This is a genomic window from Vreelandella halophila (assembly GCF_009856365.1).
In the GTDB taxonomy this organism is placed as follows: domain Bacteria; phylum Pseudomonadota; class Gammaproteobacteria; order Pseudomonadales; family Oleiphilaceae; genus Halospina; species Halospina utahensis_B.
On sequence record NZ_WMEX01000004.1, the window covers coordinates 1 to 17,906 of the forward strand.

Consider the following 17,906-nt stretch of genomic DNA (forward strand, 5'->3'; position numbering starts at 1 on the left):
GGTGGCGGTAGTTGATCACCACCATCGCGTCCTGATCGTAGTTGTAGGGCTTGAAGCGGGGCATGCCAACGACTCCCTGTTGCTCGGTGCCAGCCTACCAAATCGGGGGTTTTTCTACAGTCTCAACGCCGAGCTAACCTGCTGGGTGGAGCGAAGCGGAACCCCACAGTCAGGTTGAGCGTCGTGTTAGGGCATATTTCACTCACGCCGGAATTGCACCCATCCGTCCTGCCCCAATTTGAATTGCCGCACTGCAAAGCCAGCTTCCCTCCAGGCTTTGGCCCATGGACGGTTGATAGTATCTTTCTGATTCGCCCAATATGCCTGGTACTCGAATGCCGATCGCGGGAGGTCTATACCGACGAGTTCTGGGAATTGATCGAACCGTATTGTCACATCAGCTGAGGTCTGCCTTTCCAAGAAATCTCGCAGCGCGGCGTACTTGGAAGTTCTGACCCTTTTCGTCGCGGGTCCCGGCTCGCCATACGCTTCATCTAACTCTACTAGTTCGGACTTCTCTGGCTTCACCGCCCAACGCGGCTCGGCCTCCAGCCGAAAGTCCTCGCCAAACCTCAATACGTACAGTCGGGGATTAGCGTCAAAAACCGAACACACCCTATAGATTGGCGTTCCCTCCTCGGACAGAGAATTGTACGAGGACTGGCTTGAGACTTTCAGCTGCCCCCACTCTATTCGCGATGAGGCCGCGCCCTTGACCTCGACAAGGAACTCCTCACCGCCGGGTACCCGCACGCTCAGGTCGGCCCCGGCCGCAAGGCGTGTGACCTCGCAACCCGGGTATTCCTGACGCAAGTAAATTTCCACAATTCTTTCCGCGCGCTTCCCAATCACGCCACTACTCTGGCCTTCGGGAAATTCCTCGTCGAGTTGTTCTAACTCATTGTCGGATAGCTCGATCGTTATCGATTCCACGCGACTCCCCCCGCTACTTTGCCCTACCAGACAATCGCGAGAATTCACTGATATTGATATTCGTGAATTCTAGATAGCGCTGCTTTTCGGCGTGTCCAAGGTGACTTTAAACCTCTTTTAGAACGGCACTTTAGCGCATGTGATGGCATGGCGCCATGGAATCGTTTTAATTCCCGGTTTTACGGATTCAATGAGACTGTATGGATTGAGTGGCCCTGCGGGGCAGGGAAAGGAGCCTGTCCTGGTTAAGCTGCTGTTGGTCACCAGTACTCAGATGCGGAGGTTGTGAGTGGGGCACAGATGGGACAAAAATGGGGCAAAAGGTTGACCCTTATATTCTCCTAGGGACCCTTGGGTGAGCGTAAGATGGCTGTGTAAGACGCTGATAATACGAGGTCATTAAGTGTCCTCCAGGGCCTGTAAGGGAAATTACAGTGTTATACGTAACGGGGTTCGAATCCCTGGCCCACCGCCACTTTTCAGTATGTTACCCGCTTCTCTGCACGTCTTTTCTGAGCCTGTCGTTCCCGAATAATAGACAGTTGTATATATAATTCCCCGACGTTTTCACATCGCATCCGCGGCTGTGTGGACGGTATCGTGTCCTTTTTTCCGTCAGTTCTGCGGCTGGTCATGTTGAAAGGATGGGGTTCCCTGCCTTTATCCAGGGACAGCGAAGGGAGCGGCTTTACGTGAGCGGGTAGGGAGAGGAAAAGAGGGCCGGCAGAACCGGCCCTCTGAATCGCACTTACTCGCGACCGTAGATGGCCATCTGAGTATCTGCGATGCTGAGGTTGGAGATACCAACATTACCAATGCTGGCGGTGGTGCCGTCTCCGCTGCCAACGTTAACCGTGGGCATCCAGATGCTGGTGGTCAGCTCATTGATGTCCACGCGCAGGGTTTCATCCGGCGCGCCATCAATACCAGCGTTTGTGGAGATAGCGGGACCCGCACCAACTTCCGCATTGACGGTTACACCGTTGATGGCAAGAGTGGCGCGGTTCAGGTCGCCTTCAGCACCCTTGAGGTTCTCCAGCTGGTCTGCACCGGCCATCCGGATACTGGGGATGCTTACCGCAGCAACGTCGAAGTCTGCACCAATATCCGCATGGAACACATTCCGGATGCGGATTGAGCCGGTATCGGGGTTACCATTGGCAATCTGGTTGTTTACGCGGGCAGTGATATCAAGCCGCGTGACCCAGAAATCCGCCGTGAAGTTCGAGATCAGAGTTGCTGAGCTGTCCCCATCACTTGAAGCGATGCCCAGGGAGTCCATGTCCACCCCAGCCTGAACGGGCGCCGGCTGGTTACCCAGGTTGCGCACCGAAATATAGGCATCGCCATCCTCTACAGGGCCGGCCGGATAACCATAGGGGGAACGACCGAGATCGTCGTTTTCCGTGATCAGGTCAACATTGACGTCGATATCAAGTGATTCGCCTTCGTCATGACCGCCGATACGGATACCGTTCATAAGTACGGAGCCAGTGTCCGCATCTGCGGTGCTCTGGCTGTACTCCACCTGATCAATGGTTGCAGCGGTGGACAGCTCGATGGTTACACCCTGCTGACCGGTAACATTGCCCATGTCCTGCTCGTTCATGGGTTGCAGGTCAGCAGACGCTGCCATCGGCAGTGAAGCGACTGAAAGGGCCAACAGGCTTTTCTTCATTGTCATCATTGTGATTTCTCCTCTTTGTTGTTTGGACGACCCGCCATGAGCGGGCCGCCCCTTCTGTTTCCCCGTTACTCCTCGAAACGGGGCGACAGTTCAAGCTCGATGGTGTTGCCCGGACCTTCGAAGAACTCGTTGAGGATCCCGGTCAGCAGACCGCAGCCTTCAAGTTCCGGAGCAACATAGGTACCAGTAACGGTGCCGCCCTGGAGCGGATCAAACTCTTCGCCTTCCGGGCTTGAGAGGTTGATGGTGGCCGGCTCTGCGGTCTGGCAGGAGTGGCCGCCGCCGATCCGGATGCCATCCGAGCCGAAGCCGAAGCCGATGATGGAAACCCGTGCCTCGGGAATCTTGATCGTCAGTTCACTTTCCGCGGTCAGCTGGCCGGTCTCGAGGTCAAGGGTTCCAGTGGTTTCACCAACCGGCTCGAACTCGATGTCCGCACGACCCTGGATCTTGTGGAACAGCTCGGAGATCTGGAACTGCGCCTGGGTGGGATCGAGCTGCAGGTCCGCAGTGAAATCACCGGTGCCCAGGTTGATCTGGCTGTCGATCTGGCCGTTCAGCGGTACGTCGGAGCCATTGGCCGCGACATTGGTGACGCCTTCCAGGTCAAAGGTCACGTCGATAGGCTCGGAACCCCCGTTGCCATTGTCGCCGTCGCCGTTGTCACCATCACCGTTGTCGCCGTCGTCACCACCGCTGGTGTCTTCGGCTGTGCCGGAAAGCGTTACAGTCCTGGGGGAGTCTTCAAGATTGGTGGCAACCTCAAGGTTCGCGCTGTAGTCACCGACCTGGTTGGTCTGGAAAGTGGCGGTAACCGTGCAGGATTGCTCCGGAGCAAGGCCGCTCGGGCAATCATTGGTCTGGGTAAAGGCACCGTCAGGGTTGTTGGTAATGCTGAGACCATTGACCTCAAGGGTTGCCTCACCCGTGTTGGTCAGATCCAGGGTCTGTTCAGCACTGCTGGTATTGGCAAGGTCAATGGTGCCGAAATCAACTTCCGGGGCGCTGAGCTCAAGCGCGGGCTCGGGCTGCTCTGTCGCCTCGGCACTGAGGTTAACCACCTTGGGTGAGTCTTCGGCATCCGGATCTGTGGAGTCGATCTGGACACTGGCACTGTAAGTGCCGGCCTGGCTTGCCTGGAAGTTCACATCCACGGAGCAGCTCTGACCCGGATCAAGCGTGGTGCAGTCGTTGCTCTGTGTGAACAGGTCGGCATTGGCCCCGGCGATGGTCACACTGTTGATGTTCAGCGCCTCGCCGCCGTCGTTGCCAACGGTGATGCTGCCATTGAGGGGGCTGCCGGCCATGGCACTGCCAAGATCCAGGGATTCCGGGTCAACCGTGATATTGGCCGGTTGTGTCTGGTCCGGAACCACCTCGAAGGTATGCAGCACCATGTCCTCCTGGTTGCCCACGAGGGTACAGTCGGAGGTGAACTCGCCCACCGGATCCGGAGCGATATTACCGCTGCCATCACGCACAACCTGGTTCAGTTGCAGGTCGCCGACGGTGATAGTGCCCTGTCCGGGATTGTCAAAAGTGAGCGGATCGACAGTGGCACTGGAATCCACTGTGAAGGAGCCGCTTTCGCCTGGAATTGGCTGTTGCGGAATTTCCAGGGTTACCGAAAGCGGCTGGTCACTTTCTGGAAGGGCAATGTTGTTCGCTGCGGTAGCGGTGCCTTCGAGGCTGCGTCCACCGGCGATATAGAGCCCCTGCCGGGAATTGTTGTTGATGGTGGTAACCGCGCTGATGTTCAACTCGCCGGTTGACTCACCGACGGTCACCTCGGAGGGCAGGTCGGCGCTGATCTCGGACACCAGGGGCTGCTCACCGATGATGGGCAGCGGGCAGGTGTGCTCGACGGTCAGCGAGACCTGTTCCGCGTTGGCTGTGGTTGCGCCCGTTGCAAGCAGCGCGGCAACGGCACTGCTGAGCAGCAGGCGCCCGGGCTTACTTATAGGCTTTTCGGTTATGGCGTTCATCAACGTCATCCTCATTGTTTGTTGTGTTCATGGTGTCGGGACCAGAAGACGCATCCTGTAACGGTCCCGGCACCTCCAACACTCGCGTGTCTTCTGGTCTGGGGTCATTGCTCAAAAAGGAAACAGGATTGTTAAAAACGGTTATTGAGGCGGTTGGTTGTCGAATTCGTGATGAACGTCAATTGGCGCCTGTGAACACAGAGTGAGCGGTTGTTCATTTCCGGAAGCGCGAGGGGAGATTGCAGGCTCGGCCACGCAAAGGGGGGCGACAGCAGGGTGGCCGGGAATTCAGGAGAGGTGGTGGTCAGATACGGCGGCGTGTCTGCCCGGGGGTCCGGCCAGTCCAGGAACGGTAGGCGCGGGTGAAGCTGGCCTGGTCACTGAAGCCGAGCTTGTAGGCGATGGTGCTCAGAGGCATCCGGGTATCGGCGAGGTAACGATCTGCGTAGTGGCAGCGGATCTCGTTGCGTAAATCCCGGAAGGAGCAGTCTTCGGCTTGCAGATGGCGGCGTAGTGAACGGGGCGTCATCTGGAGATTCTGGGCGACGCGCTCCAGTGTGCAGTTCAGACCGGGATCGTCGAGGATCTGGCGGCGTACCCGTTCGGTGACGCTGCTGTTGTCATCGGATGCCTTCAGATCCTGGCGCGACCGGTGCCGTGCAAGGAACGAGGACAGCTCCTGCCCCATGTTGGCGGTCGTATGCTGGGCCGGGTGCAGTGTCGCGCAGGCAGCGCCGGCATTGAAGCGGATTACCGCCTCGGGGGCCACCGCCTGCCATTCCTCGGGGGCAAGGTTCGTGGAGGTATCGAACTCAAGCAGCATGTCCCTGCAGATGTGGCGGGAGAGTTCATAGATGCTGCCCATATAGATCCGGATCATGAACGAGCGCAGGCTGCCCAGATCCCAGATGTCATGGAGCCTTATCTGTACGGTTTCGTCCTTCAGTGTCAGGCGCAGATCATGGATCGGCAGGCAGACACGCTCATACTCGATGATCATCTCCACGAGGCGGAAATAGTCGTTCTGCCAGAGGACAGCGGCACCGACCAGGCCGTGTGCATTGATGTCGAGCTGTTTGCCGAACTCAAAGGGGAGGCGCTCGTCCTCGGAGAGTTCGCTGGCGTGCCGAAGCAGTATGAGAAGCTCATTCATGGTCATGCCTTCCTCGCTGGTTTCCAGCTCGGAAGCGTCAAGCCCTGTGCCCTCCAGGAGAGCGGGAGGACGGATCCCGTACTGTTCCATGAAGCGCAGGAAGTGTGTCACATACCGCGTGGGCAGTATGGGAACATCGTAGGCCTGAGCATCCTGAACTGAGTGAGTAGGCACATCCATGCTGAGAGCCCTCCGGAGTCCGTTATTCCCGATAATGTAATTGTTTGGCAATCCTATGGGATTGGCCGGTTATTCGTTAATTAATGTCAAATTGACGAATCGAGACCCGGCGTACAGCTGTGGGCACTATACAGAGGCACGCGTGCGCGCCAAGTGCCTTGGCCGGAAATGAGAAAGAATGGCCGCTTTGATAATAACGGCCATTCAGGAATGTGAACTGTGCAACTCAGGTTCCACAGAAGGTTCTCGCAACCTGTTCTTCCGGTGCAGGCGGGTGCCGGTATGCGGAGGCGTCAGCGTTAGCTGAGAAGGGTGATTCCAGTGCTGCCATTAGATCATGGAAATGCCGCAGATCCCCCTGGCGGGCAGCGCTGATGGCCGCCTCTACCTGATGGTTGCGGGGGATGATGGCGGGATTTGCCTGCCACATCGCTTCGGGGGTGTCGAGCAGCGCGATCCAGCGTGCACTCCAGTCTCGCGCCTGCTGTGTGTCGCCCAAAAGCGCGGCTGCGGCCTCCTGCGCGTCGCCCTGATGGGCAAGCCGGGTCAGCTCTCGGAAAGTAGCGGTGAAGTCACTGCCGGTCTGCTGCATGAGCTCCAGCAGTTCGTGCACCACTGTTTCATCTTCCTGGGCAAGGCTCCTGATGCCGAGCTTGCGGCCGAAACGTTCACGCCAGGCGCTGTTGTAGTGTTCCCGGTATTCACCAAGGATGGCTTTTGCGGTTTCGACAACCTCTTCCTTGTTCCCATCGAACAGTGGGAGCAGGCATTCGGCAAAGCGGGCAAGGTTCCAGTATCCGATCTCGGGCTGGTTGCTGTAGGCGTAGCGCCCCATGGCATCTATGGAGCTGAATACCGTGTTGGCGTGGTACTGGTCCATGAAAGCACAGGGGCCGTAGTCGATGGTTTCACCACTGATGGCCACGTTGTCCGTATTCATGACGCCGTGGATGAAGCCAATGCTCATCCAGTCCGCAATCAGCTCGGCCTGGCGTTGCGCCACGGCCCTGAACAGTGCCTGGTAGGGCTGATCCTCGAACATCAGGGACGGGTAGTGCCGGGAAATGGCGTAGTCGGCCAGGGTGCGGATGGCATCGGTATCCTGCCGGTAGGCGAAGTATTCAAAGGTGCCCACCCGGATATGGCTGGCAGCCACCCGGGTCAGTACTGCGGCGGGTTCGGGGCGCTCACGCATGACCGCATTGCCCGTAGTGACAGCCGCGAGCGCACGCGTCGTGGGAATGCCCAGTGCGTGCATGGCTTCGCTGATGATGTATTCGCGGATCACCGGGCCTATGGGAGCCCGCCCGTCACCGCCACGGGAGAATTCGGTACGCCCTGCGCCCTTGAGCTGGATGTCGCGACGTTTCTGGTACTGGTCGATGACCTCACCGATCAGAATGGCGCGGCCGTCGCCCAGCTGGGGCACGAAGTTGCCGAACTGATGACCGGCATAGGCAAGGGCAGTGGGCTCGGCGTTCTCAGGCAGGCTGTTACCGGAGAAAACCGCGGCAAGCTCGTGTTCATCGGACTCGTTAACGTCAATGCCCAGCTCCTCGGCGAGCTGACTATTGAAACGGATCAGCTCCGGGTCAGGAGCCTGGGCCGGCTGAGCAGGCCGGTGGAAGTGTTCGGGTAGCCGTACATAGCTGTTGTCAAAAGGGAAGGGGGGTAGGGGCATGCAATCCTCTGGCGGTTGAACACATAATCCATTCTAGATGCGGAACACTACGTTTTGCATTCGGGATCGGACTTATTGGCCAGTCCAGCTTGACAGAAGTACGTCACAATCCTGATAATTCGCCCCCGTTGCGGCGAGTCCGCATCCCAGCCCTGAATAACGGCGTGTGGCGCAGTTTGGTAGCGCACTTCCTTCGGGAGGAAGGGGTCGCAGGTTCGAATCCTGCCACGCCGACCATTTTTATCCTCCAGAACCAGCCAGTCGCACTGGCATAGTCCAGCCTTTTGAGCCTGCAAAGCTGCTCGCCCTGCGAGACGGTTGTTGCGTTCCCCTGTTCGCGCTACGCTCTCTTAACGGTTGTAGAATGCAATCGGTTGTTCCCGTGGGTGTCCCCTTGAGTACGGGGTAGTCCCGGCTGTGGTTGGAAGTGCCGGTATCGGTGAAGGGAGTCGCGGAACTGACTCATTCATGTTCCACATCAGGGAAGGAACGCCATGACCCATCATCACGGCCTGCAGCCTCTGAAGGGGCTGTCAGAGCATTGCCAATCCCCCAATCACCCTATCAGTGAGGATCGTTTCGGGCGACTGTTTCCCGACCTTTCCGGTGCCTATACGGACCCCGGCGTTCTGGAGGGTCTCGGCGCTGCGGGTGGTCCGATGGACTCGGGTGGCAATGCCGTACGTACCCATTCCGTCCCCGCAGGGATGGTGATTTTTGGCCAGTTCATTGACCACGACATCACGCTGGACACGGAATCCAGTTTCGACAGAGTGAATCAGGCTGCGTCGACCGAGAACACGCGCTCGCCCACGCTTGATCTGGACTCCGTTTACGGCGCCGGACCTGAAGTTCAGCCCTACCTGTACCACCAGGGAGCCCAGTCCGATCCATTCCTCAATGCGAAGCTGGTTACCGGTGCCGACAGTGCGGGAGGTGATCCGCTCCGTGCCGATGACCTGGCGCGTGTAGCGTCCGGCGCGGCGACCATCGGGGATCCGAGAAACGACGAAAACCGGATCATCAGCCAGATGCAGCTGGCCTTCATCCGGTTCCATAACCAGCAGTGTGAGGCGTTGCACGCTGAGAACCCGGAGCTTGTTCATGAATCGCTGCTCGAGGCGGCCCGGCAATCTGTCGTCTGGCACTACCAGTGGGCGGTGGTGAATGAGTTTCTTCCGCTTATGTGCGGTGATACCGTGGTGGCGGATATCCTCGCCCACGGTCGCCGGTTCTATCGTTGCGGGTTCCCCTATATCCCGGTCGAGTTCGCCGTTGCGGCGTACCGCTTCGGGCATTCCATGGTGCCCATGACGATCCAGACCCAGAAGGGCGGTACGGCGTTTGAGTTCTTCGGCACTGTGCTGGGTGGCGGTTTTTCACCACTGGCGGATCAGCGGGCCATTGTGGACTGGCATGAACTCTTCGACACGCCCGAAGGCCGCCAGGTCCAGCGCGCCGACCGACTCAACACCAGCATGGCCCCGGAACTGCTGGAACTTCCGTTTGTTCCCGCAGATGGTGTGCGCTCGCTGGCGACCCGTAACCTGCTCCGGGGCAACAGCTTCCGGCTACCCGCGGGCGAGGCCGTCGCACAGGCCATGGAGCGTCCTGAGTCGGAGATCGAGCATGTGATGGACAGGGTCCGCGAGCGCTCGAACGATGCCATAACCGCCGGTGTACCGCTCTGGTTCTACGTTCTGATGGAAGCGGAGGTGATTGGTCGCGGTCGTTACGGTGGGCAGGCGGACGCCGGAGAGGGACTCGGGCCAGTGGGTGCACGGATCGTCGCGGAAGTGCTGATCGGTCTCATTGAACTGGATCCCCGGAGCTATCTTGGCTCGAACCGGAACTGGCGGCCGGACCCTGCCCATGACGCCGTCGGGAAGATGCTTGCCTCGGTCAATTCCAGCGCACTCTGAGTGGTTCAGGGGCAGGTCAGGGCCTGCCCCTGTTCTCAGCTTTCCAGTTCAACGCCAAGGTTTTTGCCCACACGCTGAATGAAGTTGCCGGAGGCCACCACGAAGGTGATTTCCGCAATCGCTGCGTCTGAGAAGTGCGTTTTAAGCTCCTCCACGGCTTCATCGGAAGCTTTCACGTCCCGGGTGGTCTCATAGGCGAAGCGGATCACCGCCCGCTCTGGCTCCGAGAATTCACCGCTGTCGAAACCGTCTTCACCCAGATCCTCAATCTGCATGTCCAGAAGCCCGGCCTGGCGTGCTGCCGGCACGTGATGCCCCTGGCAGTAGTCACACCCATTCAGGCGCGCCACGGTCAGGTAGGCGATCTCGCGCACGCGGTCGGTGATCGAGAGCTGGCCGAAGTAGATGTCGAGCAGGGTGCCGATGCCCTGGGTTGCCGGGCCGGAGTGGCCAAGCAGCTTGACCACATTGGGAACCAGGCCCATACCCTGTTCCAACTGCTGATAGACGTGCGTGGCGCCTTGCGCTTCCTGGCCTTTTTCGGCGTAGGGGATTCGAGCCATTGGTTTTTCCTTCTCGTGAAGTTGATTTTCCTCAAAAGGTGAAGTTGGATTATGGTGGTAGCGTCTCGCTTTGCCCGCCGGAGTCGATGACCTTTCATGCCAACAGGATCCTGCCCACTCTCTCCACTTCGGATATCGCTGATCTACCTGACGGTCAGTGTGCTCTGGGTGCTCTTCTCGGACTGGGTAATCATTCTGCTCATGCCGGAGGCAACGGGCGAGACACTTACCCTTGCCCAGACCCTGAAAGGCTGGTTCTTCATTGCCGGCTCGGCTGTGCTGATAGGTTATCTGATCCGGCAGCTTGTTCGCGACCTGAGCCAGGCGCAGTCTGAGCTGCGGCTGCGCGATGCGATCATCTCGAAGACCCACAACGGTGTCATCATTGCGGACGAGGACCAGACCATTCTCTATGTGAACGAGGCATTCACACGGATTACCGGCTTCAGCGCGGACTATGCGGTGGGGCGGACTCCCCGCATACTCAGTTCGGGATTCCACGACTCGGATTTCTATCGGAAACTCTGGACTGAACTCGAGAATGAAGGGGTCTGGCAGGGTGAAATCGTGAATCGCAAAGCGGACGGCAGTCTGTTTACGGAATGGATCACGATTACCCGGGTGGCGGATTCATCGGTGGATAAGGCGCGTTACCTCAGCATTCTCAGCGACATCAGTGAGCAGAAAGCGGGGCAGGAAAGGCTCCGCTACATGGCCTATTATGACCCGCTTACCGAGCTTCCCAATCGGGCCTTCTCGCATGAGGAGGTGCGGCGTCTTCTGACAAGGTCCTCGGGGACGGATTACCGCCTGTGCCTCATGTTCGTGGATCTGGACAACTTCAAGGTTATTAATGAAAGTCTGGGTCACGAAGCCGGTGACCAGCTGCTGCGTGAGGTTGCGACCAGGCTTCGTGAGGCGCTCGGGGCGGACGGGTTCATAGGGCGCTTTGCCGGTGATGTTTTTGTGGTCTGTTCCTGGGTGAAGCCGGTTGAGCGTGCAGGCGTCCTCGCCCGGACCGTGCTCGCTTGTTTTGATCAGAGTTTTCACCTCGAACCTCATCGGCAACTGTCGGTGCGGGCCAGTATTGGCATTGCACTCACTCACGGGACCGAAACCGGTTCGGATGACGAGATCAGCTTCCTGTTCAGCTGTGCGGATTCGGCTCTCAACGAAGCCAAGCGGCGGGGCAGATACACCTACGCCTTCTACACCCAGGCCCTGACCGAGGGATCCACCCGCAGGCTGGAGCTGGAACAGGCGCTCAAAGAAGGAATTGATCGCGATGAGCTGGTGCTTTTCTACCAACCGGTATTCGATGTGGAGACCGGTCAGTGCGTCGGCGCCGAGGCGTTGGTGCGGTGGGAGCATCCCGACAGGGGTATGATCAGTCCGGGCACCTTTATACCTCTGGCCGAGGATACCGGGCTGATACTGCCTGTTGGTTGCTGGGTGATGACAGAGGTCGCCCGGCAGGTCCGCGCCTGGCTCGATCAGGGACTGGATCCTGGCAGGGTGTCATTCAACGTATCCAGCCAGCAGCTGCATAATGCGCCCTTCGTTGATCTGCTCGAGGAGACGCTGCGGTCATCGGGGGTGCCTGCCGGGTCTTTGGAGGTGGAGCTGACCGAGAGTGGTCTGATGGCAGAGGAGACCATCGGACTTCTTAACCGGATCAGGGGCACGGGTGTTGATATCGCCATTGATGACTTCGGTACGGGGTACTCGTCGTTGGCCTACCTTCGCCGGTTTCCCGTGGAGAAGCTCAAAATCGATCGGGGCTTTGTGGAAGGCGTGGAGGATTCTCCGGAGGCGCGTTCGATTGTTGAAGGTGTTGTGGCAATGGCACGTGCTCTCGGTCTCCGCACCCAGGCTGAAGGCGTGGAGACCAGGGAACAGCTTACTGTGCTCAGTGCATTGGGCGCGGACCTTTACCAGGGATTCCTGCGGGGTCGTCCGGTGCCCGCGCCAATCTATGAGCGGCAATGGTTGATCACGGACACCGGGCGTTCTGTTTCAGACGGCGTCTGACTGCCGTCCTCGTACTGAGGTGGTTCCGGTTTTCCGGGGCTCCCGGAAAAGGGCCCTGCCAAGACTGAGGAAATAGGTTCCGAAAGCCTGGTTGATGGCCTTTCTCTGTGGTTCCTGTGGGTAGAGTCCGGCATGTGCCTCGTCCGACTGGCGGGTGCCCCGGACCAGAAAGGGGCTTTTGACCGGGGCGTCCTGCACGAAGGCCTCAAAGGCCCGCGCGCCCATTTCCTCAGGGCGGCTGTAGTAATAGGTGCCGAGCCTCTCATCCATGCGTGCGGATGCCCGGAACAGGGCACTGGGCTCGCCGCCATCGTCGCTTACCATTATGGCCCTGAAGCACTGGAAGAGCAGCGCGTTCAATGGGTGATCCACAGGGGGGACCTCCTTCAGCCAGGCGGCGCTGGCGAAACAGTCCGGGGGCGCGCTCCTGAAGGCGTGGGTCGCAAGGTAATGGTCGAGGGCATGAAACCATTCGTGAGCCAGACTGCCCGCGCCGGCATTCTTGGCCAGAGAAAGACTGCGTTTGGCGGGGGTGTAGTGCGCGGAGACACCTCTCTGGCCACCAATACCGTACTCCAGCGACAGGCTGCCACGCAGCGAAACGAGTGATTCCGGCCCGCCCAGAATGGTCTTGAGGTCTTCGAGGGCGGCGGCAAACCGGTGGGCCGCGCGCTGCTGCTCATCTCTGGTCACCCAGTTGCCGATGCCGATACTGCGGAAATCATACTGGCGCCGGATTGCTGCAAAGCCATTGTTACCCATGCCGGTACTCTAAAGGCGGTGGGCGGGTAACTGAAGAGGTGGTGTGAACCTGTGTCAGTCCTCCAGGCACATCAGAATGGGAAGGCCCATGAGCAGCCAGTTGTAAAAAGCGCGCAGGGCGGTTGGCGAGTAGGCGAAGCGCTCTGTGTTCATAGTCGTCCCTGAAAATCATTGATTTGTTGCATCGAGATTAGCAGGATGAAGGCCGCCGGCAAGGCGGATGGCCACGACATCGCGTGTCGCCGGTCACATTCAAGGTGAATGAATCAGAGGACCAGCCCGGAGCCGCCACTGCATGACTTTTTCCCTTCTCGCCGTTGGCGACCTTCACCTCGGTGCCCGCCCTAGCCGCCTGCCGGACGAGCTCACCGGGCGCTCCGCCGAGCTTGGCACCACCGGCGTCTGGCGACGGATCGTGGACCAGGCCCTTGAACAGGGGGTTAACGCCGTGGTCCTGGCGGGGGACGTGGTCGAGGACGAGGACGATTTCTTCGAAGCCTACCGGGAGCTGGCAACCGGTCTGGAGCGCCTGATTGCGGCGGATATCCGGGTTCTCGGCGTGGTGGGTAACCATGACGTGCGGGTGCTGCCGAGACTGGCGGACCAGCTTGCGGGTTTTGAACTGCTGGGCCGAGGGGGCACCTGGGAATCGGTGACCCTGGAAGCCGCCGGGACGCAACTGACCCTGCACGGCTGGTCCTTCCCCTCACCGCATTTCCGGGAAAGCCCATTGCAGGGTGCGAATCTGGAACGGGGCCCGGGTATCAATCTTGGCGTCCTGCACGCGGACCGGGACCAGCCTGCCAGCCCCTATGCGCCGGTGAGCAGCTCTGAGCTGAGGGATGCCGGCCCGGATGGCTGGCTTCTGGGCCACATCCATAAGCCCGACGCGCTCAGTGTGGCATCACCCAATGGCTACCTGGGGTCCGCAACGGGCCTGGACCCGGGCGAGTCCGGGCCGCGTGGGCCCTGGCTGTTTGATCTGGACACAGGCGGCATACGGAGTGTGACCCAGTGGCGGATTGCCACAATGCACTGGGCTCGTTTGCCGGTGGATCTTACCGGGATCACCACCCCCGAGGATGCTCGCGAACGCCTTCAGGTCGCCGTTCAGGAACTGGACGAATCCCTTGCCGCTCATCTGGTGCCGCCCGAAGCGGCCGCGCTGCGGGTTGGGTTCACGGGATCCACGGATCTGGGAGCTGAGGTTGCCCGGTTAATGGATCGCGAATCCCTGAGCGCACTTCACGCCGGCAGTGGCCGTATTCACTACTTCGTGGAGACACTGCGCTATGCCACCCGGCCGGTTATTGATCTCGCGGAGCTGGCCCGCCGGGCGGACCCGGCAGGGCTGCTCGCCCAGCGACTCCAGCTGCTTGAAAGAGGGGACGACGATCCCGAACGCCAGGCATTGATCCGGGAGGCCCGTCAGCAACTCAGGGAGCAGGCCGGTCGCTCGCACTGGCAGGCATTGCCCGGCCAGGGCATCTCGGAGGCCGAGGTAGTGGATTGGCTCCAGCGCAGTGGCATGGCCGTTCTGGAACGCCTCCTGGCTCAGGGGAGGGCGGCGTCATGAAACTGCAGGAACTGATCATCACCCAGCTTCCGGGCTTTGGGGAGGGGTTGAGGGTTGAAGGGCTGGCCCCGGGCTTCACCCTGGTTACCGGGCCCAACGCATCCGGCAAGAGCAGCCTGGTGCGCGCCCTGCGTCATCTTGTATCCCCCGGTTCTGAAAGTGCGAACGGGGCGATCACGCTCGAGGCCCGTTTCAGCAGTGGCGATGATGGCCTCACGGTGAGCCGCAGCGGGGAGCAGGTGGTCTGGCAGCGCAACGGCCAGCCCACGGATGCGCCCGAGCTCCCTGCCGGGGACTTCCTGCGCTGCTACTGGCTTTCCATGAACGACCTGCTTCAGGCCGGCGATACCGAAGCCTCGATAGTGGCACGCCTGCAGCGGGAACTGGCTGGCGGGTTTGATCTGGACTCGCTGCGCCAGGATCCGCTGTTCCAGGTGAAGCCCCAGCAGGGGCAGCGGGAGGCCAGGGCTCTCCGCGAGAAGGAACAGGCACTGGCGAAATGCCAGCGTGATTACGCGCATCTGGATCAACAGCGGCACAGGCTGACGGAACTTGATGAGCGCATTGAGGCGGCGCGGGCGGCGCGTACCGGTGTCACGCGTACCGAACAGGCCCTTGAATGGCTGGCGGCCCGGCAGCGGCGACGCGGTGCCGACGAAGAGCTGGCGGCCTTCCCGGCAGCCGTAGCGCACCTGAACGGTCAGGAGCGGGAACGCCTGGATGAGCTGGAGGCGCAGCGCGACCGACTGGTCCAGCAGATCCGCGACAACGAACGCCAACAGGACGACGAACGCCAGAAGCGGCGCGATTCAGGGCTTGAAGAGAGGGCTCCAGAGGCGGCTGATCTGGCAGGCTGCGAACAGCACCTTGCGGAAGCGGATCGCCGGATAGCGGACCGCGCCAGCCTGCGGGAGCGGCTGGATGAGGCCCGGGCGCGCGAAGCGAATGCGGCCGCCGCCCTGCAGCCGCCGGAAGGGCGGACGCCTGAACCAACCCCGGAAGCCGTCAATCAGGCCGGCGAAATGGCCGAGTCACTGCGGCGGGTCCGGCTCCGAATGCAGGAACTGGAAGCCCGGCTGGAGAACACGGAGGGTGACCAGGAGGACCCGGAGTCGATCCGCACCCGCATCAACGCGTTGCGGCGCTGGCTCCGGCAGCTAGAACCAGCCCGCCGTTACGGTCTTCTGGCGGGCAGTGCCGTGGCGCTTGGTGCCTCAATCGCCGGCGTCTACATGGGCCTTTTCTATGGCCTGCAGCTGCACTGGGCACCGGCGCTGGTCGCCGTGGTGGCCGCCGGCTGGTCCACGGTGCAGAGCCTGCAACTGGTCCTGAGGGCCCGTCAGGCGCGGGAGCGTGCCGAAGAGGCGGGTGTCACGCTGTCCGAATGGCAACTGGAAAGCGTGACCAGCCACCTGGAGGAGCTGGAAACTGAGCTGGCTGCGGCGGTGTACCAGCAGGAGCAGGCCCAGCAGGCGCGGGCCCATGCCTCGGAAATCGAATCACTCGAGAAACAGCAGTCCCAGCTGGAAGGTAACCGCCAGGCCCTGGCGGAAGCGGTTGGCTTTGACCCTGCGTTGAGCGGCGAGGGGGCGGCGCGCTTCCTTAAGCTGGCGGCGGACCTGGATCAGGCGCGATCGGATCGCCGCCAGTTGGAAGCGCGGCTGGCGAGCCAGGACTCGCAGATCGAGGGCGAGCTGGAACCGGTGCGCAGCCTGCTTGCGCGTCAGCATCTGGCCCCCGTTGATGACACCGCGACCGGCCTGCGCGCTGCGTTTGAGGACCTGAAGCAACGCTCCGAGACCGTCACCGAAGCGGAGCAGGCGCTTTCCCGACTTCAGGCCCGGCGCGAGGAACTGGAAGCGGATCATCACCAGCAGCAGGAAGCCATCAAGGCGCTCTATCACAGTCTCGACCTGCCGGAGGACGATCGCGTTGCGCTGGCGTCGCTTTGCGATCAGCTGCCGCGCTATCGCGAGCTGGTCACAACCCGGGAGGCGGAACGCCGCGCTGAGAAGGCCAGGGCCGAAGGGCTAGAGGAGGATCCGGACCTGGTCGCCCTGGTTGAGGCCAGTGACCAGGCCGGTCTGGAGGAACGTCTCGCCACGCTTCGGGAAGAAGCGGCGTATTACGACCAATGGCTCGAAGAGCGCAGCCAGCTCGCAACAAAGCTGGATCAGGCGGGTCGTGACCGGGCGCTGGAACAGGCCCGCTTCGAGAGGGACCGTGCCCGTGAAGCGCTGCAGAACGTCTTTGACGACACCATGGTGGCCGAGGCCGGCCAGTTCCTGCTCGGGCAGGTCGACGCTGCCCATCGGACCGAGCGCGAACCGGCCGTCCTGGCTGATACCCGTGACCGCTTCGCCCGGTTCACCCATCACCGCTATGACCTGTGGATGGATGAGCGCGGCCAGATTCGCGTCCGGGACAGGCTCCAGGAGCGGGACCAGGACCTGATTGAACTGTCCACCGGCACGCACATGCAGCTGCTGATGGCCCTGCGGCTGGCCTGGGTCCGTGCGCTGGAGCAGGGCAGTGAGCCCCTGCCCATTTTTCTGGATGAGGTTCTGACCACCTCCGACCCGGAACGGTTCCGAGCCATTGCGGCCAGCCTGCGCACCCTTGTGCAGGATGAGGGGCGGCAGGTGATCTATCTCTCCGCTGAGCCCTTGGACCGGGCACGCTGGGAAGAAGCGTTCGGCGCTCCCGTCACGCACATCGATCTCGAGGTGCTCCGGCGGGGCGCGGAGGTTCCGGAAACGGGGGATTACAGGCTGCCGGAGCAGGCGGCGCTTCCCTTTCCATCGAATGAGGCGCCTGACGAATGGGCGGCACGGATCGGTGTGCCCCCGGTTCAACCGGGCCGGGGCGCTGGCGCCATCCATCTCTTCCACCTGCTCAGGGATGACCTGTCCCTGGCGCACCATCTGATCCAGGACTGGCGTGTGGACCGGCTCGGCCGCCTGGAAACCCTGCTGCAGCAGCCGGCGGGCGCCAGTGCCGTTCCCGCTCCGGCGTACGCGCAGACACTCAACGCCCGAATTCGCGTTGCCCGCGTCTGGGTGGATGTCTGGCAAAGAGGCCGGGGGCGGCCGGTCGATCGTAATGTTCTGGAAGCGTCAGGGGCGGTGACGCCCAAGTTCATCGATCCGGTTGCGGAACTCGCGGAGCGCCTGGACGGCGATCCCGGTGCCCTCCTGGCATCCCTTGAGAACGGCGGTGTGGCCCGCTTCCAGACGAACAAGCTGCGGGAGCTGGAAGCCTATCTCGAGAATGAGGGCTACCTGGACACCCGCGACCCCCTGGACGCGGCGCAACGGGAGCGAACCGTCCTTCTGGAAGCCGGGCACGAGGCGGATGCCGCCGCCATCCGCCAATGGGTGGCCTGGCTTGAGGCAGGGCTTGCCTGAACTGGCAATCCCCTTGCATTCCGCAC

11 protein-coding genes and 1 tRNA gene are annotated in these 17,906 nt (G+C 61.0%); 5 read left to right on the top strand and 7 right to left on the bottom strand.

The features are described from left to right. Positions 1-198: 198 nt before the first annotated feature. The 5 genes from GLW01_RS07720 to GLW01_RS07740 form a co-directional block, all read right to left on the bottom strand. Positions 199-933 (bottom strand): DUF7662 domain-containing protein, encoded by a 735-nt coding sequence (locus GLW01_RS07720; RefSeq protein WP_160898700.1) that lies wholly within the window; start codon positions 931-933, stop codon positions 199-201. Between the two features lie 748 nt (positions 934-1,681). Further along, on the bottom strand, positions 1,682-2,620 hold the full coding sequence (locus GLW01_RS07725; RefSeq protein WP_160898701.1) for a DUF6160 family protein: 939 nt from the start codon (positions 2,618-2,620) through the stop codon (positions 1,682-1,684). A gap of 65 nt (positions 2,621-2,685) precedes the next feature. Continuing rightward, positions 2,686-4,605, bottom strand: coding sequence for a choice-of-anchor D domain-containing protein (locus tag GLW01_RS07730; RefSeq protein WP_160898702.1), 1,920 nt, complete (start codon positions 4,603-4,605; stop codon positions 2,686-2,688). 304 nt (positions 4,606-4,909) lie between these two features. Further along, the gene (locus GLW01_RS07735) at positions 4,910-5,938 is read right to left on the bottom strand and encodes a helix-turn-helix transcriptional regulator (RefSeq protein WP_160898703.1); all 1,029 of its coding nucleotides are present in this window, start codon (positions 5,936-5,938) and stop codon (positions 4,910-4,912) included. 226 nt (positions 5,939-6,164) lie between these two features. Next, positions 6,165-7,619: a protein adenylyltransferase SelO gene (locus tag GLW01_RS07740; protein WP_160898704.1), complete on the bottom strand. Its 1,455-nt coding sequence runs from the start codon at positions 7,617-7,619 to the stop codon at positions 6,165-6,167. 160 nt (positions 7,620-7,779) lie between these two features. Between GLW01_RS07740 and GLW01_RS07745 the strand changes: the two genes are divergently transcribed. Both GLW01_RS07745 and GLW01_RS07750 read left to right on the top strand, forming a co-directional pair. After that, positions 7,780-7,856 (top strand) — tRNA-Pro (locus tag GLW01_RS07745). Between the two features lie 257 nt (positions 7,857-8,113). Then, the gene (locus GLW01_RS07750; protein ID WP_160898705.1) at positions 8,114-9,541 is read left to right on the top strand and encodes a peroxidase family protein; all 1,428 of its coding nucleotides are present in this window, start codon (positions 8,114-8,116) and stop codon (positions 9,539-9,541) included. Positions 9,542-9,576: 35 nt separating this feature from the next. On the opposite strand, the gene GLW01_RS07755 is transcribed toward GLW01_RS07750, so the two are convergent. Further along, positions 9,577-10,104, bottom strand: a complete 528-nt coding sequence (locus GLW01_RS07755) for a carboxymuconolactone decarboxylase family protein (protein ID WP_151439590.1) — start codon at positions 10,102-10,104, stop codon at positions 9,577-9,579. 96 nt (positions 10,105-10,200) lie between these two features. Here GLW01_RS07755 and GLW01_RS07760 point away from each other — a divergent pair, with 96 nt between their 5' ends. Then, complete coding sequence (locus GLW01_RS07760; protein WP_160898706.1) at positions 10,201-12,135, top strand: putative bifunctional diguanylate cyclase/phosphodiesterase; 1,935 nt, start codon at positions 10,201-10,203, stop codon at positions 12,133-12,135. Here the strand turns inward: GLW01_RS07760 and GLW01_RS07765 are convergent. Then, positions 12,121-12,897 (bottom strand): CLCA_X family protein, encoded by a 777-nt coding sequence (locus GLW01_RS07765; protein WP_160898707.1) that lies wholly within the window; start codon positions 12,895-12,897, stop codon positions 12,121-12,123. The two genes, GLW01_RS07760 and GLW01_RS07765, sit on opposite strands and share 15 nt — an antisense overlap. Positions 12,898-13,192: 295 nt before the next feature. On the opposite strand from GLW01_RS07765, the gene GLW01_RS07770 reads away from it, so the two are divergent. Together GLW01_RS07770 and GLW01_RS07775 are read left to right on the top strand one after the other, a co-directional pair. Continuing rightward, a complete protein-coding gene (locus GLW01_RS07770; RefSeq protein ID WP_160898708.1) occupies positions 13,193-14,473 on the top strand; it encodes a metallophosphoesterase family protein in 1,281 nt (426 codons plus the stop codon). Further along, the gene (locus GLW01_RS07775) at positions 14,470-17,880 is read left to right on the top strand and encodes a hypothetical protein (RefSeq protein ID WP_160898709.1); all 3,411 of its coding nucleotides are present in this window, start codon (positions 14,470-14,472) and stop codon (positions 17,878-17,880) included. Before GLW01_RS07770 ends, GLW01_RS07775 begins: the two co-directional genes overlap by 4 nt. The last annotated feature ends 26 nt before the right edge of the window (positions 17,881-17,906 follow it).